Raw genomic sequence first — 25,877 nt, forward strand, 5'->3', positions numbered from 1 at the left:
GGCGGTCCGCACGCCCTCGATGCGGGCCGCTTGCAACGGAGGCAACGCGCAGGTGGCATATCGAGCGCATTCGTGGGCGCGGCGCTGGCGCCGAAAGCTGCGGCATCAAGGAGCCGGCGTCACACGTTATGTGGGCAACCATCCGGTGCTGGCCGGTCTCGCCGGCACGCTGGTGGCCGTCGCGATGGCGGGCCTCACGCTGCTCACGCTCCTCAATGGCCGTACCGACGCGCTCGACCATGCTCGGGAGACGTCGGAGAATCTCGTGTCGATCATTTCCAGCGACCTGGAAAGAAACGTCGAGATCTACGCCCTTTCGTTGCAGGCGATGGTTGACGGCGCCGAGCATCATTTCGAACTCAGCGCGGGGCTGCCTGACGATGTGCGTCGCGCGGTGCTGTTCGACCGCGCGACAACGGCCGCTTACCTCGGCGGCGCATATATTGTCGGCGCAAACGGTGAGGTGATTGCCTCGCAAAGCGGCGAGATCAATCGCAATATTCGCTTGACCGACCGCGACTATTTCGTCGTGCATCAACGCAATCCGGCAGTGGGGCTTTATCTGTCGCATCCCTTCCGCTCGCGATTGCGCGACGGCAAGTGGTCGATCGGTCTCACGCGGCGTATCAACGACGCAAACGGCCGTTTTGCCGGCGTCGCGCTGCTGGCGATCCGCATCGAGTACTTTCAGCGTCTGCTCGAGCGGATCAGTATCGGCAAACAGGGTTCGGTGTTCATCGCGATGGAAGACGGCACGCTCATCGCGCGCAAGCCTTACTCGCCGCGCGATATCGGCGCGAGCATTGCGAAGTCGCCGATCTTCATCAGAATGGCCGCGCAGGGCGCCGGTTCCTATGTGGCGCGTTCTGCCATGGACGGCGTGCAGCGCATGTTCACCTATGTGCGCGTGACTGGCACGCCGCTGATCGTGGTCGTCGCGCCCGCCGTCGACGACGTGCTCGCGCCGTGGCGGCACCGGGCCATGATCAGCGGCGCGTTGACGCTCGCGTTCGGCGCGGTGTTCGTGGTCGTGTCGTGGCTGCTCGCGTATGCATTGCACGGCAAGCTGCGCGCGCAGGCCGCGCTGATGCGTCTGGCCGCCACCGACCCGCTGACCGGGCTCAGCAATCGTCGCGTGCTCGATAGCCGTCTCGACGAGGAGTGGCGGCGCGCGCGGCGCACGGGCCAGCCGCTGTCGGCGCTTTTCATCGATATCGATCACTTCAAGCGCTTTAACGACACCTACGGGCATGCAAGCGGCGACGAGGCGCTGAGCGCGGTGGCCGAGTGCATTTCGACGACCGTGCGCCGCGCGGTCGACGTGGTCGCGCGCTATGGCGGCGAGGAGTTCGCCGTGATCCTGCCGGATACGTCTGCCGATGGCGCGCGTGCTGTTGCCGAGAAGATCCGGCGCAGCGTGCAGGCACAGGACATTCCGCACGGCGGCGGCGAAAGGGTCACGGTCACGGTAAGCGTGGGTTGCGCGACGATGATGCCTGTGCAAGGGTCGAACGCGCTCGATCTGCTTGCCGCCGCCGACCGCCAGCTCTATGTGGCGAAAGCGGCGGGACGCAACCGCGTTGCTTGCGGGCAATTGGCCGAGGGTTCCGTGGCGCAGGATTCGCCGTCGTAGGCGCGCTTCATTCAAACGCGAGGCGACGCTCGACAAACGGGCCAGCGCTTACGCGCTTGCCCTCTTTCGCGGCGCGAAGCCGCGCAGCGTCACGGCGTTTGTGGCGTCGCTACGCGAGTTGCCGGGTGCGTGAGTGCGCTTGCCCGAGGCCGTCTCGTCGGTGAGCAGCAAGCCGACCGGGAAACCGCGCCGCTGCCATGCCTCCAGCCCGCCATGCAGCGCGCGAATCCGCGTATAGCCGTAGTTGCGCATGCGCACGCTGATCTCGGCCGCCGTCGCGCTGTCCGGGCACACGCAGTAGATCACGCTGTCGTAAGTGCGCAGCGCGACGTCAATCTGCTCCAGCGAGTGCGGATCAAGCGAGAGGGCGCCGGGAATCGGCGAGGCGGCGTCGAGCGCCACGCTCTGCGGACGGGCGTCGAGCACCTTGGGCGTCGTCTTGCGGCCCACGGCGCGGCGCGGCCCTCGCGTTTGCATGGCGCTATCGGTGGTATTGCTTGTATCGGCGGTATCGACGAAAGCGGCTTGACGGCGCGCCCGCCGCTGCTGCACTAGCCGATACGCGAGATACAGCAACGCGGCTGCTATCAGCAGGTCGATGACGGTGCCGCCACGCGCCCGGACGAACGCGAACAGCATGTGCAATTGCCGTTCGGCCGCTGCACCGCCGAGCAGCCAGAACGTGGCCCACGCGGTTGCCCCGGTGAGATCCCAGATTGCATAGATGCGGGCGTCGACGGCCGTGGTGCCCATCAGCGGCGGCGTGACGAGCGCGAGGCCAGGTATGAACTTCGAGATCGACACGAGCGGCACGCCGAAGCGCTCGAACAGCGCGCGCGCCTGTTCGACGCGGGCATCGACGGCAGGCAGCATCTGGCCGAGCACGCCGATCAGCTTGCGCCCATAAAGACGCCCCGCGGTGAACCAGACGCCGTCGCCGATCAGCGCGCCGAGCACGGCCGCGCACAGCACCGGCCAGAACGACAGGGTACCCGCCGCAATCGCGGAGCCGGCGAACAGCAACACCGGCACGGCGGGAATCGGCACGCCGAGGCGCGTCATCAGCACGTTGGCGAACACAACCGCGCCGCCCCACGTGGACACCGCCGACGACGGAAACTCTACCAATTGCGGCGCTCCTCTGTTTCTTTTCCGTTTCTGGTTGGCAAGCTCGACACGCCGGTCGTACAGCCGGCCGGTCCCCTCACGCAAAGCGCGTTCCTGTGGCGCTCGGCGTCCTTCGTTGTCGAGGATACTCGATGGACCGCGAGCGCGGCCACACACAACGCGCTGCAATTTCGTTCAAGACCTGAAAGCGCGGCGTATCTAATCTGCGTGCTCTTCCCTTTGCCTCGGAGATGCACGATGAATTCACGCTATGTCGGCTATGTCTGCTGTGCGCTGGCGATGGTCGGCGTGGGCAGCACGGTGGTGGTGAGCAAGTCCATTGCCGCTGGATTGCCGCCGTTCAGCGCGACCGCGCTGCGCTTTGCAATTGCCTTTCCATTGTTCGTGCTTGTCATGCGCTGGCGCCGCGTACGCTGGCCACGCCTTCACCGGCGCGACGCCGCGCTGGTGATCGCGCAGGCCGCGGCGGGCAGCGTCGGTTATACGGTGTTGCTGATTAGCGGCATGAAGCTCGCTTCGGCCGGCGATGCCGGCGTGATCGCCGGCACCTTGCCCGCAGTGTCGGCGGTGGTTGCCATGCTGGCGTTGGGCGAGCGCCCGTCGCCGGCGCTGCTCTGTGCGATCGTGCTTGCCACGGCGGGCGTGCTCGTCTGCACCGTGCGTCCCGGCGCTGGCGCCCCGCCGCATGAAGGCGGTTCTCTGCCCGGCAACCTGCTGGTGTTCGCGGCGATTGTCTGCGAGGCGCTCTTCATTCTGCTCAATCGCAAGCTGCGCACGCCGGTTGCGCCGCTGCCGCTCTCGGCGCTGATGTGCGGCATCGGCTTCGCGGTTTGCATCGTGCCGGCCTGCTTCGAGAAACCCTGGGCCCTGCCACTCGACGCTGCGGCCATCATCGGCGTGATTTATTACGCGCTGGTGCCGACCGTGGCGGGCTTCGTTCTCTGGTATGAAGGCGCGGCGCGCATCAGCGGCGCCGAAGCCGGCCTGATGACGGCGCTCGTGCCGGTCAGTGCTTTGGCATTGGCCGCGCTGCTGCTGCGCGAACCGGTCAGCACGGCGCAGTTGACGGGCGTGGCCTGTGTGCTTTGCGCCGTCATGCTCGCGACCTTCGGGCAAACGCACGGCACGCGCAGAGCGGCCTGATGCGTGCAGCCAATCGCGCGGCTCGCGGTGGTCTGGCGCTTACGTATTCGGCACGGCCACCGCGCCGGGATTGCCGACAATCGACAGAAACTCGCGGCGCGTGGACGGGTCGGTGCGGAAGGTGCCGAGCATGCGCGACGTGACCATCGTCACGCCGGCCTTGTGCACGCCGCGCGTCGACATGCACTGATGCGCGGCTTCCAGAATCACGCCGACGCCCGCCGGTTGCAGCACGTCGTTCAGCGTATCGGCGATCTGCACCGTCATCTTTTCCTGAATCTGCAGGCGCTTCGCGAATGCGTCGACCAGCCGCGCGAGCTTCGAAATGCCGACCACGCGATGCCCCGGCAGATAGGCGACGTGCGCGCGCCCGATGATCGGCACCATGTGATGTTCGCAATAGCTCTCGAAGCGGATGTCCTTCAGCACGATCATCTCGTCGTAGCCGTCCACCTCGGAGAAGGTGCGCGCGAGAATTTCGCGCGGGTCGACCTGGTAGCCCGCGTAGAACTCTTCATAGGAGCGCACCACGCGCGCCGGTGTGTCGATCAGACCTTCGCGCTGCGGATCGTCGCCGGCCCAACGCAGCAGCACGCGTACGGCTGCTTCGGCTTCCTCGCGGCTCGGACGGCCGTTGGCGCCCGCGGGCGTGGTTTGTTCTTTATTGCTGCTGGTCATCCGTCGCTCCTGCGGGAATCGCGCGTCGACCCAAAAAGGGAGCGCGCGCGGGATCATGAATACAGTCATTGTTCCATGTTTACGCCGGCTCGTGCCGATGCCCCTTCCGGCGCCGCGGGGCCAGGGCTTCATTTCGGCCATTCGTCGAGCGCGTCGTTGAAAAGCTCGGCGACCACGCCGCGCAGCCAGGTGCCGCGCGGATCGTTATGAAACTTGCGATGCCAGTGCTGCCGCAAATCGAAGCGCGGCAACGGCAACGGAGGTTCGACGAGCGTGATCGACGCATGCTCGGACACATATGCGAAGCCGATTGCATGCGGCACGGTGGCAATCAGATCCGTGCGCGCGAGGATGAACGGCAGGCTCATGAAGTGCGGCGTTTCCAGCACTGCGCGCCGCGCAATACGCTTTTTCGCGAGGTACTGCTCGAGCACTTCCTGGCTGCGTCCTTCGGCGCGCACCACGGCGTGCCCCGACGCCACATACTGCGCGAGCGTGAGCGGCGCTCTGGACAGCGGATGACCGGCGCGCATCAGGCAGATAAAGCGGTGCGTGAAGAGCCGCTGCTGGAAGAAGTTGTTGCCCGACAGGTCCGGAAAGTAACCGACGGCGAGGTCCACGTCGCCCGATTCGAGCCCGCGTTCCACATGCGACGGCGGCAGAGAGACGGAGCGCAGATTCGCGCGCGGCGCGCGCTCGGCGAAAAGCTGCAGTAGCCGCGGCAGAAACACAATTTCGCCGACGTCGGAGAGCGCGATCGAGAAGGTATGCGTGCTCGTGTCCGGATCGAATTCCTGGACGTCGAGCATGCCTTTTTCGATCCGTAGAAGCGCGTCGCGCGCGGCGGGCAGGATCGCGAGCGCGCGCGGCGTGGGCTCCATGCCTTTGGACGTGCGCACGAACAGCGGGTCGTCGAAATATTCGCGCAGCCGCCCAAGCGCCGTGCTCACACGCGGCTGGCTCACGCCGAGCTGCTCGGCCGCGCGGCTCACGTTGCGGGTGTCCTCCATCGCCACGAGATAGGGGATAAGGTTCAGGTCAAGGTGGATGTCCGACATGCTGTTCGACCGGCGGCCGTGTTGGCTATTCAATATGTCGATAAAGGGTAGCGGAAAAATGCCTGGCCGCGATAGTGGGGTTTGTCGCGGTTTCAGACCGTGGCCGCGTCGGCGCACGCGAGCAAGCAGCGCGCGGTCCGCCATGCGCAGACCTATGATTAAGGGAAAGTCCGCGCCTTGACAATACAGCGCCAGCCCAACCATAATCGCCAGATCGTTCGCTAATCGAATCACTGTTCGTTGTACGAACAACGAGGCGATGAGCCGTAGGAAGTCGGCTCCATGCGGCCACGCCTGGCGCGCGTAGCGCCCCACAAGGAAATTCGACATGATCAACAAGATTTTCGAGTCACTGCAGTCGGCCGTCGCCGACGTCCACGACGGGGCGACCGTCATGATCGGCGGCTTCGGCACCGCCGGCATGCCGTCGGAGCTGATCGACGCGCTCATCGAGCAGGGCGCGCGCGAGCTCACCATCGTCAACAACAATGCGGGCAACGGTGATATCGGCCTCGCGGCGCTGCTCAAGGCAAAGCGCGTGCGCAAGATCATCTGCTCGTTCCCGCGCCAAACCGATTCGTATGTGTTCGACGCGCTGTATCGCGCCGGCGAGATCGAACTGGAACTCGTGCCGCAAGGCAATCTGGCCGAGCGCATCCGCGCGGCGGGCGCGGGCATCGGCGGATTCTTCACACCGACCGGTTACGGCACGAAGCTCGCCGAAGGCAAGGAAACGCGCCTGATCGACGGCAAGCACTACGTGCTCGAGTCGCCGCTGCACGCGGATTTCGCGCTGATCAAGGCGTACAAGGGCGACCGCTGGGGCAACCTCGTGTATCGCAAGACGGCTCGCAACTTCGGGCCGATCATGGCGAGCGCGGCAAAAACCGCGATCGTGCAGGTGTCGCAAGTGGTGCCGCTCGGCGCGCTCGACCCGGAAAACATCGTCACGCCGGGCATTTTCGTGCAGCGCGTGATCGAAGTGCCGCAAGCGGCGCATGCCCCTCAACCCAATCCGCGCGACGCCGCTGCCTGAACCGGAGACCGACATGAAGAAACTGACCCGCGATGAAATGGCGAAGCGCGTTGCGCAGGATATTCCGGAAGGCGCGTATGTGAACCTCGGTATCGGCGTCCCGACGCTCGTTGCAAACCACCTCGGCGCCGACAAGGAAATCTTCCTGCACAGCGAAAATGGCCTGCTCGGCATGGGCCCCGCGCCCGCGAAGGGCGAGGAAGACGACGAACTGATCAACGCCGGCAAGCAGCACGTCACGCTGCTGACGGGCGGCGCCTTCTTCCACCACGCCGATTCGTTCGCGATGATGCGCGGCGGTCACCTCGATTTCTGCGTGCTCGGCGCATTCCAGGTGTCGGCGAAGGGCGACCTCGCAAACTGGCACACCGGCGCGCCGGACGCGATTCCGGCTGTTGGCGGCGCGATGGATCTGGCCATCGGCGCGAAGCAGGTCTACGTGATGATGGAGCATCTGACCAAGCAGGGCGAAAGCAAGATTGCCGCGGAGTGCACCTATCCGGTGACGGGCGTAGGTTGCGTCGACCGCATCTACACGGATCTGGCGATGATCGACGTGACGGAGCAAGGCCTCGTGGTGCGCGAGATTTTCTCCGACATCGACTTCGACGCCTTGCTGAAGCTCACAGGCGTACCGCTGATCGACGGTACGCAAACGACGCGAGCCGCGTGAGCGCAGTAGCGTTTAGCGATGCGCGTTGAAGTCCGCGCGCCGCGGTCCACATGCCGCGGCGCGCAACGCGTTGCCGCGCACAGTGCTACATTCGTCAGAATCCCTCGATCATCGAAGTCATCATGCTCGACTCCAGCGGCCGGCTGACCGGCCTTCTTTGCGGCACGCAGCCGATGAACGACATCTGGGCGCCACGCGCCACGCTGCAACGGATGCTCGACGTCGAAGCGGCTCTCGCGCGCGCTTCGGCAACACACAATGTGATTCCGCAAGCAGCGGTGCCGGCTATCGAGGCTGCTTGCCACGCCGATCAACTCGACGCCGACGCGCTTGCGCGCGACGCCGCACTTGGCGGCAATCTCGCGATTCCCCTCGTCAAGCAACTCACTGCGCGCGTCAAAGCTGCGGACGCCGAAGCTTCGAAATTTGTGCATTGGGGCGCGACGAGCCAGGACATTATCGACACAGCGACGGTGCTGCAACTGCGCGACACGTTCGAGCTGCTCGACACCGGTTTGCAATCCACCTGCAACGCAATCGCACAACTCGCGGCCACGCATCGTGCGACGCCGATGATCGGCCGCACGTGGCTGCAGCAGGCGCTGCCCATTACGCTCGGCCTGAAGTTCGCGCAATGGCTCGATGCGTTGCTGCGTCACCGCGAACGGCTCGACGCGTTGCGTGAACGTGTGCTCGTGCTGCAATTCGGCGGCGCGGCCGGCACGCTCGCGAGTCTGCGCGCTGCCGCGCCGCAAGTCACGCAAGCGCTGGCGCAGGAACTCGGGCTTACTGTGCCCACCTTGCCATGGCATACGCAGCGCGACCGCATCGCGGAGACCGCGGCGTTCTTCGGCATGCTGATCGGCACGCTCGGCAAGATTGCGCGCGACGTCTCGCTGCAAATGCAAACCGAAATAGACGAACTCGCGGAGCCCGCCGCCGCCGGCAAAGGCGGATCGTCCACCATGCCGCACAAGCGCAATCCGGTTGGCTGCGCGGCCGTGCTCACGGCTGCCACGCGCGCGCCGGGGCTGGTCGCCACGGTATTCGCGGGCATGGTGCAGGAACACGAGCGCGCGCTCGGCGGCTGGCAGGCAGAATGGGATGCGTTGCCCGACCTCGCGCGGCTCGCGGGCGGCGCGCTCGCGAACATCGAGCAGATCGCGAGCGGCCTCAACGTGAACGTGCCGCGCCTTGCCGCGAATCTCGACATAACGCATGGTCTGATTCTCGGCGAAGCGGTGATGCTTGCGCTCGGCGACAGTATCGGCCGGATGAATGCGCATCATCTCGTGGAGCGCGCGTCGAAAGCGGCGATTCGCGAAGGGCGAACGCTTTTCGACGTGCTCTCTGCGGATGCGGCTGTGACCGAACATCTGTCTGTCGAGCGCCTGAAGCAACTGCTCGATCCCGCTCACTACGTCGGCCAGGCGCACGCTTTTGTCGATGCGGCGCTGGCGCTTCATACCGCGCGTTCGCAGCGCACCATTTCGAAGGAGTAACGGCATGCCTTACGCCGCAGTCAACGGCACCGAGCTTCACTATCGAATCGACGGCGACCGCCACGGCAGTGCGCCGTGGGTGATCCTGTCGAATTCGCTCGGCAGCGATCTGTCCATGTGGACGCCGCAAGTGGCGGCGCTATCGAAGCACTTTCGCGTGCTGCGCTACGACACGCGCGGTCACGGCCATTCGGAAGCGCCGAAAGGACCGTACACCATCGAGCATCTGACGGGCGACGTGCTCGGCCTGATGGACACGCTCAAGATCGCGCGCGCGAATTTCTGCGGCGTGTCGATGGGCGGACTCACTGGCGTTGCGTTGGCCGCGCGTCATGCAAGCCGCTTTGAGCGCGTGGTGCTCGCCAACACGGCGGCGCGCATCGGCTCGCCGGAAGTGTGGGTGCCGCGTGCCGCGCGCGCTCGCACCGAAGGCATGCTGGCACTCGCCGACGCGGTGTTGCCGCGCTGGTTCACCGCCGAGTACATCGAGCGTGAACCGGTGGTGTTCGCTATGATCCGCGACGTGTTCGTGCATACCGACAAGGAAGGTTATGCGTTGAACTGCGAGGCGATCGACGCCACCGATCTGCGCCCCGAAACGCATGGCATCAAGCTGCCGGTGCTGGTGATCAGCGGCACGCATGACGTGGCCGCGACGCCCGCGCAAGGCCGCGAACTGGCGCAGGCTGTCCCGGGCGCGCGTTACGTCGAACTGGACGCCTCGCATATTTCCAACATCGAGAAGGCCGATGCTTTCACGAAGACAGTCATCGACTTTTTGACGGAGTCCAAATGAACGACGAAGACCGCTACGAAGCCGGACTCGGCGTGCGCCGCGCGGTGCTGGGCGACGCGCACGTCGACCGCTCGCTGGCAAACCGCACGGAACTGACGGAAGAGTTTCAGAACTTCATTACCCGTTACGCGTGGGGCGAGGTGTGGACGCGCGAGGGTTTGCCGCGACACACGCGCAGTCTGCTGACCATTGCAATGATGGTCGCGCTCAATCGCAGCGAGGAACTCGCACTGCACCTGCGTGCCGCGAAAAACAATGGCGTGACGCGCGAGCAGATCAAGGAAGTGCTGCTGCAAACCGCGATTTACTGCGGCGTGCCGGCCGCGAATTCGGCTTTTCATCTGGCCGATAAACTTTTCCGCGAGGACGATGCAGCGGCGAAGCCTTGAGTTTTTTGCCGCGTTTGATTGCGGATCGAGGCTTTGAAATCAAAACGCGCGCCGATAGCCCGGCGCGCGTTTTCATATGGCGCGGTGGTCCAGTGCGCCGGCTTCTGCGTGGGCATCGGCGTCGGTCGCATTCGCCGCATCGACTATGTCAGCGTGGGCATTCGAATCGGTGTCGGCCGTTGAGTGCAGCCGCACCGCGCGCAACACAGTGTCTTTGATCACTTCGCGCCAATGCGCGAGCGCCGCCTTGTCCATTAGCGGTTCGCCGAGAAATGCGCCCAACGTGTACTGGTTCGCGTTATAAAAATAGCCGAGCGAAGCGATCATCAAATACACGTCGCGCGCTTTGATGTCCGTGCGGAACACATGCTGCGCCTTGCCTGCATCCAACAGTTTTTGCACGACAGAAATTGCGTAGCCCGAAATCTCCTTCAGCTTCGAAGACTTCTTCGCGTGCTTGCCTTGATGCAGATTCTCGCTTGACAGCAGCGTGACGAATTCAGGGTGATCCAGGTAGTACTGCCAGACGAATTCGACCATCTGTTCGAGGCCACGCACCGGGTTCTGCAGGTCGAGATCGAGTTTGCTTTCCGCTTCATTGAATTGCGTGTAGATCGTCTCCAGTACCTCGACGAACAGCTGCTCCTTGCTGCCGAAATAATAGTAGATCATCCGGTCGTGCGAGCGCGCGGCCTTCGAGATGCTTTCCACGCGGCCGCTCGCATAGCCTTGCTTCGCGAACACCTTGATTGCCGCTTTCAGAATCTTGGCGCGCGTGTCCTGCGCCTGTTTCGCACGGATGCCGGTGGCGCCCGGCTTGCGGGCGGCGGTGGGACTCATGGCGGTGTGGTATCTCTTCGTTGTGTGTTGAACGGCTCGAACCCTCGCACCGGGTTCGCGAGGCAATGCAGGCGTCCTTATCATACAGCGCGTGTTGCCTGCTGCGGGACCTCTTTCAGGCGATGCACGGCGCACAGCTTCGGCGTAAATTGAAAGCGGCAACGAAGCGTCAACCAAGCGCCAATCAAGCGGCGACCGGGCGGGCATCGGCCTTTGAATGCGGCGGCGCACCATGCGCTGGCTGACCGGAAACTCATTGCGCAGTCTATTTTGATCGAGTAGATTTCCAACAAGTTTGGTGTAGCGGATACTACACGAACGGTGAGTGACCGCAACATGGAAATATGCGAGTCACACGAAAGACCCTTGAAACAGGGGCTTTTCGGCGACCGGGCTGGACCGATTGTAATGTCGTCGTATGGAACCCCCACCATGACAGAACATACGAAGGTCGATTTCGGTGCGGAGCGCGTCGACGGCGAAATCGCCTCGACGCCTGGCCCCACCGTGCTCGAGAAGGCGGCGCCGCGCAGCGAGCGTATGGCGTCGAACAAGATCGAATGCAATGCCTGCCCGGTGCTGTGCCAGATATCGGAAGGGCGCACCGGCGCCTGCGATCGTTATGCGAATGCGCAAGGGCGGCTGATTCGCGTCGACCCGGTGGTGTTCCTGTCTAACTCTCGTTCGCACTCGAATAGCGCGGAGGCCGCCATTGAATTTGCGGCGCCGTCCGAAACGCAGGATCATGCCGCCGACGAAGCGCTCTTCGTGACCGGCGTGGGCGCATCGTCCACGTATCCCGACTACAAACCCGCGCCTTTTATCGTTGGCTCGAAGCTCGACGACGTCGACATGGTCACGGTCGTCACGGAAGGCATCTTCAGCTATTGCAGCTTCAAGGTAAAGATCGACACGGACCGCTTTCTCGGACCCGAACAGGCGAATGTGCGTTGCCAGGGCGAGATTGTCGGTCACGTGACGACAGCGGAATACGGTTCGCAAATGCTGAGTCTCGGCGGCGTGCATCATTTAACCGGCGGCAGCAAGAAAGAAGGCCGCGTGACCTGCGACATGATGCTCGCGCTCGGCAACAAGCGGGCGGTGGAACTCAGCATAGACGGTGGCGCAAGCCTCGTGATTCGCGCGGGCGCGGCGCCGGTGGTCGACGGTGTCGAGGAGCAGCGAATGCGCGTGGGCTGCGGCTCCGCGACCATCGGTATTTTCGCCAAACAATGGTTCGGCCATGCCGACGAAGTCGTCGTGGTCGACGATCACATCACCGGCGTGCTGACTGAACATCAGGCAGGGCGCTGCCTCGGCATGACGCGCTCGGGCATCAGGATTCGCGGACGCAAGTCGACACCCGGCCGCTATTTCCAGGTGGCGAACCCCGGCATCGGCTGGGGCGGCACGGATATTCAGGATCCCCTGGCGATTGTCGAAGGCTTCGATCCCGCAGTCGCGAAACCCGGAATGCGCCTGCTGATGGTGTCGACCACCGGCGAACACGCGCAGTGGTACCAACTCGACCATGATCTCGTGCCGCGCATCGCGGCCATGCCGGAGGCGGTGCGTCGCACGGTGGAACGGATCGGCGAGAACTGCGAACCTTCGCTTGCCACGGTACTGTTTCTCGGCGGCGCGGGCGGAAGTCTGCGCGCGGGCGCGACTGAAAACCCGGTGCTGCTCACGCGTGCCATCAAGCAGAAACTGGTGAACGTGACCTGCGGGGGCGCGCCGGCTTATGTGTGGCCCGGCGGCGGCATCACCGTGATGGTCGACGTATCGCGCATGCCCGACCGTTCGTTCGGTACAGTGCCCACACCGGCGATTGTCGCGCCAATCGAATTCACGATGACCTACGACGCCTATCGCGATCTTGGCGGCCATCTGGATGCAGTGAGATCATTGGAGAGTGTGTTGGCGAGCGGTCCCGATCACACGGAAGGCGCGCCGCTCGCCCGCCGCATCGTGGCGCGCAATCCGGACAATCCGTGGCCGCCGGCCGTGCCGCCCATGCTCGGCTGATCCGCACAACCACTTGGCCCACATCACGCGATGAACCCGACCCGCACACGTATCGACGCGACGCGCTGGCATTGGCAGCATGGCCCGATCGACCTGATTCTCAGCGCCGACGGCGAGCCCGCGGCGCTGCAATCGGCTTATGCGGCATGCTGGACGCGGTTTGTCGACGTGTTGCCCGAGCTCGTCGGCGAATTGAAACTACTGCGTCAACCGTTGCCCGCCGATGCGGCCTTCAACGAATGCGCGCTGCAAGGCACGGTGGCGCGCCGCATGTGGTCCGCGTGCTACCCATATCGAGCACGGTTTATCACACCGATGGCCGCCGTTGCAGGCAGCGTCGCTGACGAACTGATAGGCGCGTTCGCAAGAGAAGGCGTCGCCCGGGCGTACATCAACAATGGCGGGGACATTGCGTTTCATCTGACCGAAGGCCGGCAGTATCGTGTAGGCGTGTTTGCCGATCTGTCGCAATCGCTCGACAAAATGCAGCTTGCGAACGGCCTCGCGCTCGACGCGAATCTCACGCTGGATGCGCCCATGGCCATTCGCGGCATAGCGACGAGCGGCTGGCGCGGCCGCAGTTTCAGCTTTGGTATCGCCGACAGCGTGACCGTGCTCGCGCGCGAAGCGGCAAGCGCGGACGCCGCCGCGACGATGATCGCGAACGCGGTGAACCTTGATCATGCCGGCATCGTCCGCATGCCGGCTTCGTCGCTGAAGGACGATACTGACCTGGGCGATCAGCTCGTCACCGTGGACGTTCCTTCACTCCCAGAGCCGCTTGTGGATTTCGCGCTTGCACGCGGCGTCGAAACCGCGCAGCGTTTGCTGGAGCGCGGTCTGATAGAAGGCGCCGCATTGTTCCTGCAAGGACGCGTGCGGACAGTCGGCATGCAACGCACAGGCGCATTGCTCACCACGACGCAACGCGCTTACATCACAACGGAGGCTCCGTGTTCGAAATACGCCGCGTGCTGACGCACGTCGAAGACATCTTCCACGAGTTCGGGCCCGCGCCCGAGAAGCCGCTGCGGCGCGGCGCGATTGTCGCCGTGATGACCAACCCGTTTGCAGGCCGTTACGAGCCGAAAATCGAACACGCAATGGAAGCGCTCAAGCCCATCGGTTTCGATATGGCGCAACGGCTGCTGGCGGCAATGGCGGTTCCGCACTCGTCGATAGAAGGCTACGGCAAGGGCGCGATTGTCGGCGCGCGCGGCGAACTGGAACACGGCGCGTTGTGGCATGTGCCCGGCGGCTATGCGATGCGGGAGTTGCTGGAAAAGAACGGCGTGCCGACCAATGCCATCGTGCCGTCGACGAAAAAAGTCGGCGCACCGTCCAGCGCGCTCGACGTGCCGCTCACGCACGTCAACGCTAGCTACGTGCGCAGTCACTTCGACGCCATCGAAGTGCGCGTGCCGGGCGCGCCCGCCGCGGACGAAGTGGTGTACATCCTCGCGATGAGCACAGGGCAGCGCGTGCATGCGCGTGTCGGCGGACTCGCCAAAGAGGCGATTGTGGGCAAGGACGGCCTGCGCTGAAACCTGCTTGAAACGCACTGGAACGCGCTGAATGCAGCGACAGGTACATCGAAACTCGGAGAGCGAAATGGCAATCAGGCTTCGCAAGCTGGTCGTGCAAGTAGACGAAACACGCATGGAAATGGGACAAAACGTCGATCCGCCCGCGCGTCGCGCGGTCGCTATCGCGGTGATCGACAATCCGTATGCAGGCCGCTACGAGGCGAAGCTCGATGCGCTGATCGATGCAGGCGAAGAACTCGGCGCGCTGCTCGGCAAGCGCTGCGTCGAAGCGCTCGGTATCGAACCAGGTGAAGCGCAAAGCTACGGCAAGGCCGCGATTGTCGGGGAGGCCGGCGAACTCGAGCATGCCGCGGCGATTCTGCATCCGAAGCTCGGCGCGCCGCTGCGCGCAGCGGTGGAGAAGGGCGCGGCGCTCGTGCCGTCGGCGAAAAAAATGGGCACGCTCGGCACCGCCATCGACGTCCCGCTTGGTCACAAGGATGCGGCTTTCGTGCGCAGTCATTTCGACGCGATCGAGGCGCGCGTGTCCGACGCGCCGCGCGCGAATGAAATTGTCGTCGCCGTCGCGGTGACGGCTTCCGGCCGGCCGTTGCCGCGCATCGGCGGATTGCAGGCGAACGAGATCAAGGGCGAGGATGGTTTGCGCTGAGGTCGGCATGCATTTGTTTCGCGGGTCCCCACAAGGGATTTCTTTCAGGTAGTGTGCTGCCGTTGATGCGTGCGAGCACGGTGCCGCACGTGCTGCAACGTCTGCTGGCCCGGCCGCACGGATATCGCGCGTGCGGGCGGTCGGCAAGCTGCCGAGGGTCTCGATGCTTTCGAATTTGCTGGTACAACTGGTCAACGGACTCGCCGATGCGTCGACGCTCTTTCTGGTCGCCGCTGGCTTGTCGTTGATCTTCGGCGTGACGCGCATCGTCAATTTCGCGCACGGCTCGTTCTACATGTTCGGCATCTACGTTGCGTACAGCATCGCGAGCCGCTTCGGGCATACGGCCGGCGGCTTCTGGCTTTCCGTGCTGGCCGCCGCAGTCGTGGTCGCCGTGCTCGGCGCGCTGGTCGAAGTCATCGTGCTGCGGCGCATTTATCAGGCGCCCGAGTTGTTTCATCTGCTCGCCACGTTCGCGCTCGTATTGATCTTTCGCGACGCCGCGCTATGGCTGTGGGGGCCGCAAGATCTGTTTGGGCCGCGCGCGCCGCATCTGGCGGGCGCAGTGAATTTCCTCGGCCATCCGCTGCCGACTTATGACATAGCGTTGATCGTGATCGGCCCAGTCGTGTTGCTGCTGCTCTGGTATGCGTTGACGCGCACGCGTTGGGGCACGCTCGTGCGCGCCGCGACGCAGGACCGCGAAATGCTCGGCGCGCTCGGCATCAATCAGGCGTGGCTGTTCACCGGCGTGTTTTTCGTCGGCGCGTTTCTCGCGGGTTTGGGCGGCGCGCTGCAAGGGCCGCGTATGTCGGCGAATCTCTCACTCGATCTCGAGACAATCGGCAATGCGTTCGTGGTCGTGGTGGTCGGCGGCATGGGCTCGATTCCGGGCGCATTCGTGGCCGCGCTGATCATCGCGGAGATCAAGGCGCTGTGCATCGGCATTGGACATGTGACGATTTTCGGCGTCGGCCTGTCGTTGAGCCGCTTCACGCTGGTCGCGGAATTCGTCGTGATGGCTGTGGTGCTGGTCGTGCGGCCGTGGGGTCTGCTCGGCCGCGCGAGCGCCGCGGTGCGCGGCATGGCAGCGCCCGAAACGCCCTTGCGTCCCGCGGGAAAACGCGTCAAATGGCTGGCCGCAATCGTGCTGCTGGTTCTGCTGCTTGCACCGCTCGCGGCCAATGCATTCCCCTATATGCCGGTGCTGCTGGTGGAGATACTGATCGCCGTTCTGTTTGCAACGAGCCTGCATTTCATCATGGGGCCGGGCGGCATGCATTCGTTCGGCCACGCTGCCTACTTCGGGCTCGGCGCATATGGCGCGGCGCTGTTCCTCAAGGTACTGAACCTGCCGATGGAAGCCGCATTGCTGCTGGCGCCGCTTCTCGCAGTGGGAGGCGCGCTGGTATTCGGCTGGTTCTGCGTGCGCCTCTCGGGCGTCTATCTCGCGATGCTGACACTCGCGTTCGCGCAGATCGTGTGGTCGGTCGTTTTCCAATGGGACGATGTGACAGGCGGCAGCAACGGCATTCTCGGTTTGTGGCCGGCTGACTGGCTCTCGTCTCCAGTCGCGTTTTATTACTTGGCGCTCGCGTGTGCGGTGATCGGCGTATGGCTGTTGCGGCGCATGCTGTTTTCGCCGCTGGGTTATGCGATGCGTGCGTCGCGCGATTCCGTGCTGCGAGCTGAGGCTATCGGCATCGACGTGAAGCGCGTGCAGTGGGCGGCGTTCGTAATCGCGTCGCTGTTCTGCGGACTCGCGGGTTCCTTGTATGCGTTCTCCAAGGGCACGATCTCGCCGGAAGTGATTAGCGTGAGCCGCTCCGTCGACGGTCTCGTCATGGTGTTGCTCGGCGGTTTGCAAACGCTCACTGGGCCGATTGTCGGCGCAGCCGTGTTTACGTGGCTGCAGGACACCGTTGCGCGGCAGACGGACTATTGGCAGGCGCTGCTCGGCTTCGCAATTCTGCTGCTCGTGATCGCATTTCCGCAGGGCATTGTCGGTTTCATCCGCGAGCGTTTCGGCGACGACACCAACGCCCGCGACAACGCGGAGAAAACCGCTGCGCCCGCTTCGCAACACACGGCGATCAAGGAGGGGCTATGAGCTTGCTGCAAGTGTCCGGCCTCTCGAAGTCGTTCGGAGGACTGAAGGCAGTGGACAACGTGTCGTTCACGCTCGAAGCCGGTCAGCTTCTCGCGCTGCTCGGCCCGAACGGCGCGGGCAAGTCGACATGCTTCAACATGGTGAATGGACAACTAGCGCCCTCATCGGGCTCTATCCGTTTCGACGGACATGAGCTCGTCGGCATGCGTCCGCGCGACATCTGGCGGCTCGGCGTAGGCCGCACTTTCCAGATTGCCGCGACCTTCAATTCGATGACCGTGCTGGAGAACGTGCAGATGGCTCTCGTGTCGCGCGAACGCAAAACCTTCGGCCTCTGGAAGCCCGCAGGCTCGCGCTATGCCGATGAGGCCTTCGCACTGCTCGAACAGGTCGGCATGGCCGCCGACGCCAACCGCGCATGCGGCGTGCTCGCATATGGCGACGTGAAACGGGTCGAACTGGCGATTGCGCTCGCGAACCGCCCAAAGCTGTTATTGATGGACGAGCCCACTGCCGGCATGGCGCCAAAGGAGCGCAACGAACTGATGGCGCTGACCAGACGGCTCGTCGCCGAGCAGCAGATTGGCGTGCTGTTTACCGAGCACAGCATGGACGTAGTGTTCGCCTACGCCGACCGCATGATCGTGCTCGCGCGCGGCAAACTGATTGCCGAAGGCGACGGCGACACGATCCGCAACGACCCGCGCGTGCAGGAAGTGTATTTCGGCACCGGCAGGACGTTTCAGCCGCATGCGGCGCTGCACGACACGGCAGGCGGTCGCGCCGGTGAAGGAGTCCTGCAATGAGCGAGCCGATGCTGAAAGTCGCTGGCCTCAACGCGTTTTATGGGCGCGCGCATATTCTTTTCGACGTCGGCCTGGAAGTCGGGCGCGGCGAAGTGGTCGCGTTGATGGGCCGCAACGGCGCGGGCAAGTCGACCACCATGAAAGCGGTCATGGGTTTGCTGCCGCGTCGCCAAGGCCAGGTCACGTTTCGCGGGCAGAACATCGCCGCTTTGCCGCCGTACAAGATCGCGCGCATGGGCATGGGCTTCGTTCCGGAAGACCGGCGCGTATTCGCGGACCTGACAGTGATGGAAAACCTCGACACGGGCCGCCAGCCGCCGCGCGAAGGCGCGCCGCAATGGACGCCGGAAAAGCTGTTCCGCCTCTTTCCGAATCTTGGCGAAATGCCCAGGCGCCCCGGCGGGCAGATGAGCGGTGGCGAGCAGCAGATGCTCACGGTGTCGCGCACCTTGATGGGCAATCCGTATCTCGTGCTGCTCGATGAACCGTCGGAAGGCGTCGCGCCCGTGATCGTCGAACAGATGGCCAACATGATTCTTGAGCTGAAGCGCGAGGGGCTGTCTATTCTGTTGTCCGAACAGAATCTGCACTTTGCGGAACTGGTGAGCGACCGCGCGTATGTGCTCGAAAAAGGGCAGATCCGCTTTAGCGGCACCATTGGCGAACTTGCGAAGAACGAAACAGTGAGGCGCGCTTATCTGAGCGTGTGATCCAACCGTCGTTGCACAAGGAGAAGCAGATGGCAGCAGAGACGTTGACAGGCTTGTCGGGCAAGGTCGCGGTAACCAACATCGGCCTGCTGTTATCCGGCGACATCAATCAGCCGATTCTCGACGCCAATACGCTCGTGATCGACGACGGCGTGATCGTTGCAGTGGGCAAGGAGAAGGACTGCGACCTGGAAGGCGCGCGGACCACTGTCGATTGCAAAGGCACCACCGTTGCGCCCGGGCTGATCGACTCGCACGTGCATCCGGTATTCGGCGACTGGACGCCGCGTCAGAATCAGCTCGGCTGGATCGAATCGAATCTGAACGGCGGCGTGACAACAATGATCTCGGCCGGCGAAGTGCATTTGCCTGGTCGTCCGAAAGATGTGCTCGGCGTGAAAGCGCTCGCCATTACCGCGCAGCGTTCGTTTGAAGGCATGCGCGGCGCGGGCGTCGGCGGGGGCGTCAAGGTGATGGCGGGCGCGCCGGTAATCGAAAAGGGCATGGTCGAGGAAGATTTCAAGGAACTGTCCGAAGCGGGCGTGAAGCTGCTTGGCGAAGTGGGCCTGGGCAGCGTGAAGGCCGGCGAGGAAGCCGCGCAGATGGTCGCGTGGGCGCGCAAGTACGGCATTCAAAGCACGATTCATACGGGCGGCCCGTCCATTCCAGGCTCGGGGCTGATCGACCGCGACGTCGTGCTCGCGGCCGATGCGGACGTGATTGGCCATATCAACGGCGGGCATACGTCGCTGTCTTATCGCCATGTTTGCGATCTCTGCGAGCAGTCGAGCCGCGCGCTGGAAATCGTCCATAACGGCAACGAACGCATTGCATTGCTGACGGCGCGTCATGCCGTCGAATTGAAATGCCCGCACCGGATCATTCTCGGCACCGATAGTCCTGCGGGTTCCGGCGTGCAACCGCTCGGCATCCTGCGCATGATCGCGCTCATTTCGAGTCTCGCGGACGTGCCCGCGGAAATCGCGTTCTGCTTTGCCACAGGCAACACCGCGCGCCAACGCAACCTGCGCCAGGGGCTGATCGAAGTAGGCCGTCCCGCCGATCTGGTGTTCATGGACCGCGCGCAACACACGGCTGCGGATACGCTGCTCGAAAGCGTGCAACTCGGCGATATTCCTGGCGTGGGCATGGTGATGATCGACGGCTTGATCCGCTGCCGGCGCAGCCGCAACACGCCGCCCGCTACCGAAGTGCCGGTAGTGCTATGAATGCACTTCGTCCACTTTGCACGGCACGGCCGGTGCGCACATGAACGGGCCCGCGCCGCTTACGCTGAAGGTCAACGGCGCGACGCATCTTGTGAGCGCGTCGGCGGACACGCCTTTGCTTTATCTGCTGCGCAACGACCTCGCACTCAATGGGCCGAAATTCGGCTGCGGACTGGGCGAGTGCGGCGCATGCACGGTGCTGCTCGACGGCATGCCGACACGCGCCTGCGTCACGACCGCGAAGGTGGCGCTGGGCCACGAGATCACCACGCTCGAAGGGCTGGGCACGCGGGCCGCGCTGCATCCGGTGCAACAGGCGTTTATCGAGGAACAGGCCGCGCAATGCGGCTATTGCCTGAGCGGCATGATCATGACGACCAAGGCGCTGCTCGAACGCGATCCGCATCCGAGCGTCGAGACGATTCGCCGCGAGTTGTCGCGCAACCTGTGCCGTTGCGGCACGCATGTCGAGATCATGCGCGCGGTGCAGCGCGCGGCCGACCTGCTCGCGATGCAGAAAAGCTCGCGCGAAGCAGGCGATGAAGGGGCGCATGCATGACAGGACCGGACTTCAGCGTGGATCGACGCGCCGCGCCGCCGTCGCGCAAGCAACTCTACGACGCGCAGAGCGTGCTGATCGTCACGCGGCCGCCGCAAGCTCCGGTCAAGCCGGCGGTCGGCCAACCCGGCTCGCGTTCGTCGTTTGTGCCCACAGAGGCGGACATGTTCCTCGCTGTGCGCGACGACGGCAGCGTGATTGCTTTCAATGGCCATGTGGATCTCGGTACGGGTATCGGCACCGCGCTTGCGCAGATCGTCGCCGAAGAACTCGATGTGCCTTTGACGCGCGTGTCGATCGTGCTTGGCCACACGAATGAGACGCCGAATCAGGGGCCGACGATTGCCAGCGCCACGCTGCAGATCACGGCCGTGCCTTTGCGGCATGCCGCGGCGCAGGCCCGGCAGTGGCTCATCGCGCAAGCGGCCGTGCGGTTTGGCGTCGGCGTGGAAAAGCTCGCTGTTCGCGACGGCATCGTGTTCGGACGCGATGGCACGAGTGCAAGCGCTGGCGTTGGCGTCAAACGCATCGGCTACGGCGAGCTGATCGCCGGACAACGCATCGAATTGCAGTTGCGCACCGACGCGCCTCTCAAAGACCCGAACACATACACGGTGGTCGGCAAAAACGCGCCGCGCGTCGATATTCCCGCGAAGGCAACCGGCGAATCGAGCTTCGTGCACGATGTGCGCGTGCCCGGCATGCTGCATGGGCGCGTCGTGCGTCCGCCGTATGCGGGCGTTGCGCAGGGCGATTTCGTCGGCAATAGTCTGCTGGGTGTCGACGAAGAGTCGATCCGCAATCTGCCCGGCATCGTCAAGGTCGTGGTGATTCGCGACTTCGTCGGCATCGTGGCGGAGCGCGAGGAAGTCGCGCAGCAGGCCGCGAAACGGCTCGATGTGCAATGGAAAAGCACCCCGCCTCTGCCGCCGCTCGAAACCAGCGAAGAAGTGGAAGCCGCGCTGCGTGCCAATCCGGCCACGCGGCGCGACCTCGTGATCGATGGCGATGTCGACACGGCGCTTGCACGCGACCCGGCCCGCACGCTGAATCGCACATACGTATGGCCGTTTCAGATGCATGCGTCGATTGGGCCTTCGTGCGCCGTGGCCGACTATCGCGAGGGCGCATTGAAGGTGTGGTCCGGCACCCAGAACCCTCATTCGCTGCGTGCCGATCTCGCGTTGCTGCTGGCAATGAATGAAGCGCAGATCGAGATCGTGCGCATGGACGCGGCAGGCTGCTACGGCCGCAATTGTGCAGACGACGTCGCCGCGGACGCCGCCTTGCTCTCGCGTGCGACGGGCGCGCCGGTTCGCGTGCAACTGTCGCGTGAGGACGAGCATGCATGGGAGCCGAAGGGCGCAGCGCAATTGATGGACGTGCGCGGCGCTTTGAGCGCGGAAGGCGAACTCGCGGCTTACGAATTCGCGACGCGTTATCCATCGAACGATGCGCCTACGTTGGCGCTATTGCTGACCGGCGCACTCTCAGCGCAGCCGCAGGTATTCGAAATGGGCGATCGCACGGCTGTCCCGCCCTACGACTTCAGCGCGATGAGCATCGTCTGCGACGACACGCCACCTATCGTGCGCGCCTCTTGGTTGCGCGGCGTGTCCGCGTTGCCCAACACCTTTGCTCACGAGTCGTTCATCGACGAACTCGCTGTTGAGGCCGGCGCCGATCCCGTCGAGTTTCGCCTGAAGCATTTGGGCGATCCACGCGCGGCCGAGCTGGTCAGGGCGGTCGCGGACCGTGCGGGTTGGCAGCCGCGGTCGCGGCAAACCGCAACCGGCGAGCCGCGCGAAGACGGTGACATAGCGCGCGGCCGCGGCATTGCCTACGCGCGCTATGTGCACAGCAAGTTTCCCGGCTTCGGCGCGGCATGGTGCGCGTGGGTCGCGGACGTGGAAGTCAATCGCAGAAGCGGCGAACTCGCGGTGACGCGCGTCGTGGTCGGTCAGGACAACGGCACGACGATCAACCCCGACGGCGTGCGTCACCAGATTCACGGCAACGTGATCCAGGCGACGAGCCGCGCGCTGAAAGAACGCGTGACGTTTAGCGACAACGCGGTGACGAGCCAGGAGTGGGGCGCGTATCCGATCCTCACGTTCCGCGAGGTGCCCGTGATCGACGTCGTGATGATGCCGCGGCACGGCGAGCCGCCAATGGGTGCGGGCGAGTCGGCCTCGCTGCCCGGGGCGGCCGCAATTGCGAACGCGTTGTACGACGCAACCGGCGTGCGTTTTCGCAGGCCGCCGTTCACGCCCGAGACGATTCGCGCAGCGCTCGCCGATGCGAAAGCCGAGGAGGCCGCCGCGCGCCGGAAAAAGCGCTGGCGGCTCGGTTTTCTAGGTGCGTTCGCGGCAGGCGCGGCGGGCTGGCTCGGCGCGCTGTCGTTTGCGCCGCAGCCCATTGCGCCGATTGCGCCGCCGCTTGCTAGTGCGTTCGCTCCCGAATTGATCGCGCGCGGCAAGGTGCTGGCGTCGCTCGGCAATTGCGCGGTGTGCCATACCGCGCGCAACGGCGTGCCGAACGCCGGCGGCAAGCCGCTGGAAACACCGTTCGGCACCGTCTACAGCACGAACATCACGCCCGATGCGCAAACGGGCATCGGTTCGTGGTCGCTCGAAGCGTTCATTCGGGCGATGCGCGAGGGCATCAGCCGCGACGGACATCGGCTGTATCCGGCATTCCCGTACACATCATTCAAAAATACTTCCGACGACGACCTGAAAGCGCTGTACGCCTACCTGATGTCGCAAACGCCTGTGCGCTTCCGTCCGCCGGAAACGAGGCTGCCGTTTCCGTTCAGTGCGCGTCCGCTGATGGCTGCCTGGAATGGCCTCTTTCTCGCGCGCAATACGTTCGCCGCGAGTCCGGTGCAAAGCGCGCAATGGAATCGCGGCGCGTATCTCGTCAATGGCCTTGGGCATTGCAGCGCCTGTCACACGCCGCGCAATGCATTCGGCGCCGAGAAGACCGGGGCGGCTTTCATGGGCGGCGGCAGCGCGGAAGGCTGGGAGGCGCCCGCGTTGTCGTCGCTGTCGAACTCCCCGGTGCCATGGACCGAGGACGAACTGTTCAGCTATCTGCGCTTTGGTCACGCGCCGCTGCATGGCGTGGCCGCGGGGCCGATGGCGCCCGTCGTCGCTGATCTCGCTGCGCTGCCCGATAGCGACATTCGCGCAATGGCGGCGTATCTCGCGTCGCTTAGCCCGGTCGAGCCCAACGTCGATGTGGCGGCGATGGCGCGTCAATACGAAGCGGCCAGCACGATTCGCGGCGTGCCGTCGGGCATGGGCGCGCGGCTTTTCGACGGCGCCTGCGCGGCATGTCATCACACTGGCAGCGGGCCGCAACTGTTCGGCGCGCACCCGTCGCTCGCGCTCAACACGAACGTGCATAGCGCGACGCCCGATAATCTGATTCGCGTGATTCTCGACGGCATCGGCTCGCCTGCTCGGCCCGAACTCGGTACGATGCCGGCATATCGCGACAGTTTCAACGACGCCCAGGTCGCCGAGCTCGTGTCGTATCTGCGCCAGCAATTCGCGGGCGGCAAGCCTGCCTGGCAGGACGTGACGGCGAGCGTCGCTCGGATTCGCGCAATGCCGCGCGCCGAGTGAGCGTGCGAACGAGGGCGCGCAAAGATGGACGGGGCGGACAGCCCGTTAGAAAACCAACGCATTCCCGCAATCCCTTTGATACGGAGAAACGCATGACCACGCGCGCAGGATGGATCTCTCGCATTACGCTATCGACGGTTCTTTCATTCGCCGCCCTCGGCGCAAACGCTGAGCAGACCATCAAGATCGGGGAAATCAATAGCTACAAGGCGCAGCCGGCCTTTCTCGGGCCTTACAAAAACGGCTGGAATCTGGCGCTTGAGCAGATCAACGGCGCGGGCGGCGTGCTCGGCAAGAAGCTCGAAGTCGTTTCGCGCGACGACAACGGCAACCCCGGCGACACCATTCGCGTGGCGCAGGAGCTGATCGCGCGCGAGCAGGTGCAGTTGCTGTTCGGCGGCTTCCTGTCGAACACGGGTCTCGCGCTCACTGATTTCGCCAGGCAGAAGAAGATGTTCTTCCTGGCAGCCGAACCGCTGACCGACAAGATCGTCTGGGCCGACGGCAACAAATACACGTACCGTTTGCGTCCGTCCACGTACATGCAGGTCGCGATGCTTGTGCCCGAAGCGGCCAAGCTGAAGAAGAAGCGCTGGGCGCTCGTCTATCCGAACTACGAGTATGGCCAGTCGGCGGTGGCCACGTTCAAGAAGCTCCTCACCGCCGCGCAGCCTGACGTGCAGTTCGTCGCGGAGCAGGCCACGCCGCTCGGCAACGTGGATGCGGGCGCGGTCACGCAGGCGATCGCGGACGCAAAGCCCGACGCGATTTTCAACGTGCTGTTCGGCGCCGACCTCGGCAAGTTCGTGCGCGAGGGCAATACGCGTGGCCTCTTCAAGGACCGCACGGTGGTGTCGCTGCTGACCGGCGAGCCGGATTATCTCGATCCGCTTGGCGCCGAGGCGCCGACCGGCTGGATCGTGACCGGCTACCCGTGGTATTCGATCGACACGCCCGCGAACAGGAAGTTTGTCGAGGCCTATCAGGCCAAGTATCACGACTATCCGCGGCTCGGCTCGGTGGTCGGTTACTCGGCGCTGATGTCCATCGCGGCAGGCATCAAGAAGGCCGGTTCCGTCGATACCGACAAGCTCGCGGCAGCGTTCAAGGGCTTGGGCGTGGAGACGCCGTTCGGGCCGATCACCTATCGTGCGCAGGACAATCAGTCGACCATGGGCGCTTATGTCGGCGTGACGGGGTTGAAGGACGGCAAGGGCGTGATGACGTCGTATCGCTACATTGACGGCGCGAGCGTGCAGCCGTCGGACGCCGAGGTGAAGAAGCTGCGGCCGGCGGAGTGAGGACGCAAGGGGCGCGTGGTCCAAGCGCCCTGCCATCGCGCCACACCGTTGCATGTTGCTTGACGGCAAGTGGCGGTAGCAAATACGTTGTAGGTCCGCGTGCCGACCAGGGTCGGTACGCGTCATGCAACCCTGTCCGTTGCCATTCATCGCATCCATCCAGCGCTCGCTGGAGACTATCCAACCGGATGCGTGTGTTCCCCGAAAAATATAAGACACCGTTGGGTGATGGGTAGGACTCTGCTTGAGATGCCACCGGGGCTTGGTCTGCTGATCTCTGTCGTCCTGACTGAGGCGGTTACTCTCGCATATGGCAAAACTGGGACAAGTTGCCTCCCGGACGCTGAGCGGAAGCATCATTGACCGCCGTCAAGGTTTTCAATGTTCTCGTGAAAGCTATTCACCGCGCATGAAAGTGCCCTCTTTTTAG

General features: G+C 64.2%; 22 protein-coding genes. 18 read left to right on the forward strand and 4 right to left on the reverse strand.

What is annotated here, in order from left to right:
* The first annotated feature begins 19 nt into the window (after positions 1-19).
* Complete coding sequence (locus tag A3AC_RS0101040; RefSeq protein WP_156924556.1) at positions 20-1,633, forward strand: GGDEF domain-containing protein; 1,614 nt, start codon at positions 20-22, stop codon at positions 1,631-1,633.
* A gap of 48 nt (positions 1,634-1,681) precedes the next feature.
* On the opposite strand, the gene A3AC_RS0101045 is transcribed toward A3AC_RS0101040, so the two are convergent.
* Positions 1,682-2,761, reverse strand: coding sequence for a VTT domain-containing protein (locus tag A3AC_RS0101045; RefSeq protein WP_025596616.1), 1,080 nt, complete (start codon positions 2,759-2,761; stop codon positions 1,682-1,684).
* 237 nt (positions 2,762-2,998) lie between these two features.
* Between A3AC_RS0101045 and A3AC_RS0101050 the strand changes: the two genes are divergently transcribed.
* Positions 2,999-3,904, forward strand: a complete 906-nt coding sequence (locus tag A3AC_RS0101050) for a DMT family transporter (protein ID WP_025596617.1) — start codon at positions 2,999-3,001, stop codon at positions 3,902-3,904.
* 39 nt (positions 3,905-3,943) lie between these two features.
* Here A3AC_RS0101050 and folE read toward each other — a convergent pair whose 3' ends face one another.
* Both folE and A3AC_RS0101060 read right to left on the reverse strand, forming a co-directional pair.
* Positions 3,944-4,582: a GTP cyclohydrolase I FolE gene (folE, locus tag A3AC_RS0101055; protein WP_025596618.1), complete on the reverse strand. Its 639-nt coding sequence runs from the start codon at positions 4,580-4,582 to the stop codon at positions 3,944-3,946.
* A 128-nt stretch (positions 4,583-4,710) separates the two neighbouring features.
* Positions 4,711-5,640 (reverse strand): LysR family transcriptional regulator, encoded by a 930-nt coding sequence (locus A3AC_RS0101060; protein ID WP_025596619.1) that lies wholly within the window; start codon positions 5,638-5,640, stop codon positions 4,711-4,713.
* Between the two features lie 328 nt (positions 5,641-5,968).
* On the opposite strand from A3AC_RS0101060, the gene A3AC_RS0101065 reads away from it, so the two are divergent.
* From A3AC_RS0101065 to pcaC, 5 genes are all read left to right on the forward strand, one after another.
* Positions 5,969-6,676 (forward strand): 3-oxoacid CoA-transferase subunit A, encoded by a 708-nt coding sequence (locus A3AC_RS0101065; RefSeq protein ID WP_025596620.1) that lies wholly within the window; start codon positions 5,969-5,971, stop codon positions 6,674-6,676.
* Positions 6,677-6,689: 13 nt separating this feature from the next.
* A complete protein-coding gene (locus tag A3AC_RS0101070) occupies positions 6,690-7,349 on the forward strand; it encodes a 3-oxoacid CoA-transferase subunit B (protein ID WP_025596621.1) in 660 nt (219 codons plus the stop codon).
* 122 nt (positions 7,350-7,471) lie between these two features.
* Positions 7,472-8,851 (forward strand): 3-carboxy-cis,cis-muconate cycloisomerase, encoded by a 1,380-nt coding sequence (locus A3AC_RS0101075; RefSeq protein WP_025596622.1) that lies wholly within the window; start codon positions 7,472-7,474, stop codon positions 8,849-8,851.
* A 4-nt stretch (positions 8,852-8,855) separates the two neighbouring features.
* Positions 8,856-9,647: a 3-oxoadipate enol-lactonase gene (gene pcaD / locus A3AC_RS0101080; protein WP_025596623.1), complete on the forward strand. Its 792-nt coding sequence runs from the start codon at positions 8,856-8,858 to the stop codon at positions 9,645-9,647.
* The gene (pcaC, locus tag A3AC_RS0101085; protein ID WP_025596624.1) at positions 9,644-10,036 is read left to right on the forward strand and encodes a 4-carboxymuconolactone decarboxylase; all 393 of its coding nucleotides are present in this window, start codon (positions 9,644-9,646) and stop codon (positions 10,034-10,036) included. Before pcaD ends, pcaC begins: the two co-directional genes overlap by 4 nt.
* A gap of 72 nt (positions 10,037-10,108) precedes the next feature.
* On the opposite strand, the gene A3AC_RS0101090 is transcribed toward pcaC, so the two are convergent.
* The gene (locus A3AC_RS0101090) at positions 10,109-10,876 is read right to left on the reverse strand and encodes a TetR family transcriptional regulator (protein ID WP_025596625.1); all 768 of its coding nucleotides are present in this window, start codon (positions 10,874-10,876) and stop codon (positions 10,109-10,111) included.
* Between the two features lie 432 nt (positions 10,877-11,308).
* Here A3AC_RS0101090 and A3AC_RS0101095 point away from each other — a divergent pair, with 432 nt between their 5' ends.
* The 11 genes from A3AC_RS0101095 to A3AC_RS0101145 all read left to right on the forward strand — a co-directional run bounded on the left by A3AC_RS0101095 (position 11,309) and on the right by A3AC_RS0101145 (position 25,447).
* The gene (locus A3AC_RS0101095; RefSeq protein ID WP_025596626.1) at positions 11,309-12,904 is read left to right on the forward strand and encodes a hypothetical protein; all 1,596 of its coding nucleotides are present in this window, start codon (positions 11,309-11,311) and stop codon (positions 12,902-12,904) included.
* A 30-nt stretch (positions 12,905-12,934) separates the two neighbouring features.
* Positions 12,935-13,882: a UPF0280 family protein gene (locus A3AC_RS0101100; RefSeq protein ID WP_025596627.1), complete on the forward strand. Its 948-nt coding sequence runs from the start codon at positions 12,935-12,937 to the stop codon at positions 13,880-13,882.
* Positions 13,858-14,448: an amino acid synthesis family protein gene (locus A3AC_RS0101105; protein WP_025596628.1), complete on the forward strand. Its 591-nt coding sequence runs from the start codon at positions 13,858-13,860 to the stop codon at positions 14,446-14,448. Before A3AC_RS0101100 ends, A3AC_RS0101105 begins: the two co-directional genes overlap by 25 nt.
* 67 nt (positions 14,449-14,515) lie before the next feature.
* Complete coding sequence (locus A3AC_RS0101110) at positions 14,516-15,100, forward strand: amino acid synthesis family protein (RefSeq protein ID WP_025596629.1); 585 nt, start codon at positions 14,516-14,518, stop codon at positions 15,098-15,100.
* A gap of 163 nt (positions 15,101-15,263) precedes the next feature.
* The gene (locus tag A3AC_RS0101115; RefSeq protein WP_025596630.1) at positions 15,264-17,210 is read left to right on the forward strand and encodes an ABC transporter permease; all 1,947 of its coding nucleotides are present in this window, start codon (positions 15,264-15,266) and stop codon (positions 17,208-17,210) included.
* Entirely contained in the window at positions 17,207-18,016 is an 810-nt protein-coding gene (locus tag A3AC_RS0101120; protein ID WP_025596631.1) for an ABC transporter ATP-binding protein, read from the forward strand. Before A3AC_RS0101115 ends, A3AC_RS0101120 begins: the two co-directional genes overlap by 4 nt.
* Positions 18,013-18,726 carry an ABC transporter ATP-binding protein gene (locus tag A3AC_RS0101125; protein ID WP_025596632.1) on the forward strand — a complete coding sequence of 238 codons (714 nt, stop codon included), beginning with the start codon at positions 18,013-18,015 and terminating at the stop codon, positions 18,724-18,726. The genes A3AC_RS0101120 and A3AC_RS0101125 overlap by 4 nt, the downstream gene beginning before the upstream one ends.
* Before the next feature lie 29 nt (positions 18,727-18,755).
* Complete coding sequence (locus A3AC_RS0101130; RefSeq protein ID WP_025596633.1) at positions 18,756-19,955, forward strand: amidohydrolase family protein; 1,200 nt, start codon at positions 18,756-18,758, stop codon at positions 19,953-19,955.
* 40 nt (positions 19,956-19,995) lie between these two features.
* On the forward strand, positions 19,996-20,514 hold the full coding sequence (locus tag A3AC_RS0101135) for a (2Fe-2S)-binding protein (protein WP_025596634.1): 519 nt from the start codon (positions 19,996-19,998) through the stop codon (positions 20,512-20,514).
* Positions 20,511-24,146, forward strand: a complete 3,636-nt coding sequence (locus A3AC_RS0101140) for a molybdopterin cofactor-binding domain-containing protein (RefSeq protein ID WP_025596635.1) — start codon at positions 20,511-20,513, stop codon at positions 24,144-24,146. The genes A3AC_RS0101135 and A3AC_RS0101140 overlap by 4 nt, the downstream gene beginning before the upstream one ends.
* 92 nt (positions 24,147-24,238) lie before the next feature.
* The gene (locus tag A3AC_RS0101145; RefSeq protein WP_025596636.1) at positions 24,239-25,447 is read left to right on the forward strand and encodes an ABC transporter substrate-binding protein; all 1,209 of its coding nucleotides are present in this window, start codon (positions 24,239-24,241) and stop codon (positions 25,445-25,447) included.
* The last annotated feature ends 430 nt before the right edge of the window (positions 25,448-25,877 follow it).

It is taken from the genome of Burkholderia sp. WSM2230 (assembly GCF_000472445.1).
Taxonomy (GTDB): domain Bacteria; phylum Pseudomonadota; class Gammaproteobacteria; order Burkholderiales; family Burkholderiaceae; genus Paraburkholderia.

What these genes read in the sequence shown, in the direction of transcription:
- A3AC_RS0101040 (WP_156924556.1), top strand. Translation starts at nt 20, where the DNA reads ATGCGGGCCGCTTGCAACGGAGGCAACGCGCAGGTGGCATATCGAGCG.
- A3AC_RS0101050 (WP_025596617.1), top strand. Translation starts at nt 2,999, where the DNA reads ATGAATTCACGCTATGTCGGCTATGTCTGCTGTGCGCTGGCGATGGTC.
- folE (WP_025596618.1), bottom strand. Translation starts at nt 4,582, where the DNA reads ATGACCAGCAGCAATAAAGAACAAACCACGCCCGCGGGCGCCAACGGC.
- A3AC_RS0101060 (WP_025596619.1), bottom strand. Translation starts at nt 5,640, where the DNA reads ATGTCGGACATCCACCTTGACCTGAACCTTATCCCCTATCTCGTGGCG.
- A3AC_RS0101065 (WP_025596620.1), top strand. Translation starts at nt 5,969, where the DNA reads ATGATCAACAAGATTTTCGAGTCACTGCAGTCGGCCGTCGCCGACGTC.
- A3AC_RS0101070 (WP_025596621.1), top strand. Translation starts at nt 6,690, where the DNA reads ATGAAGAAACTGACCCGCGATGAAATGGCGAAGCGCGTTGCGCAGGAT.
- A3AC_RS0101075 (WP_025596622.1), top strand. Translation starts at nt 7,472, where the DNA reads ATGCTCGACTCCAGCGGCCGGCTGACCGGCCTTCTTTGCGGCACGCAG.
- pcaD (WP_025596623.1), top strand. Translation starts at nt 8,856, where the DNA reads ATGCCTTACGCCGCAGTCAACGGCACCGAGCTTCACTATCGAATCGAC.
- pcaC (WP_025596624.1), top strand. Translation starts at nt 9,644, where the DNA reads ATGAACGACGAAGACCGCTACGAAGCCGGACTCGGCGTGCGCCGCGCG.
- A3AC_RS0101090 (WP_025596625.1), bottom strand. Translation starts at nt 10,876, where the DNA reads ATGAGTCCCACCGCCGCCCGCAAGCCGGGCGCCACCGGCATCCGTGCG.
- A3AC_RS0101095 (WP_025596626.1), top strand. Translation starts at nt 11,309, where the DNA reads ATGACAGAACATACGAAGGTCGATTTCGGTGCGGAGCGCGTCGACGGC.
- A3AC_RS0101100 (WP_025596627.1), top strand. Translation starts at nt 12,935, where the DNA reads ATGAACCCGACCCGCACACGTATCGACGCGACGCGCTGGCATTGGCAG.
- A3AC_RS0101110 (WP_025596629.1), top strand. Translation starts at nt 14,516, where the DNA reads ATGGCAATCAGGCTTCGCAAGCTGGTCGTGCAAGTAGACGAAACACGC.
- A3AC_RS0101115 (WP_025596630.1), top strand. Translation starts at nt 15,264, where the DNA reads ATGCTTTCGAATTTGCTGGTACAACTGGTCAACGGACTCGCCGATGCG.
- A3AC_RS0101120 (WP_025596631.1), top strand. Translation starts at nt 17,207, where the DNA reads ATGAGCTTGCTGCAAGTGTCCGGCCTCTCGAAGTCGTTCGGAGGACTG.
- A3AC_RS0101125 (WP_025596632.1), top strand. Translation starts at nt 18,013, where the DNA reads ATGAGCGAGCCGATGCTGAAAGTCGCTGGCCTCAACGCGTTTTATGGG.
- A3AC_RS0101130 (WP_025596633.1), top strand. Translation starts at nt 18,756, where the DNA reads ATGGCAGCAGAGACGTTGACAGGCTTGTCGGGCAAGGTCGCGGTAACC.
- A3AC_RS0101135 (WP_025596634.1), top strand. Translation starts at nt 19,996, where the DNA reads ATGAACGGGCCCGCGCCGCTTACGCTGAAGGTCAACGGCGCGACGCAT.
- A3AC_RS0101140 (WP_025596635.1), top strand. Translation starts at nt 20,511, where the DNA reads ATGACAGGACCGGACTTCAGCGTGGATCGACGCGCCGCGCCGCCGTCG.
- A3AC_RS0101145 (WP_025596636.1), top strand. Translation starts at nt 24,239, where the DNA reads ATGACCACGCGCGCAGGATGGATCTCTCGCATTACGCTATCGACGGTT.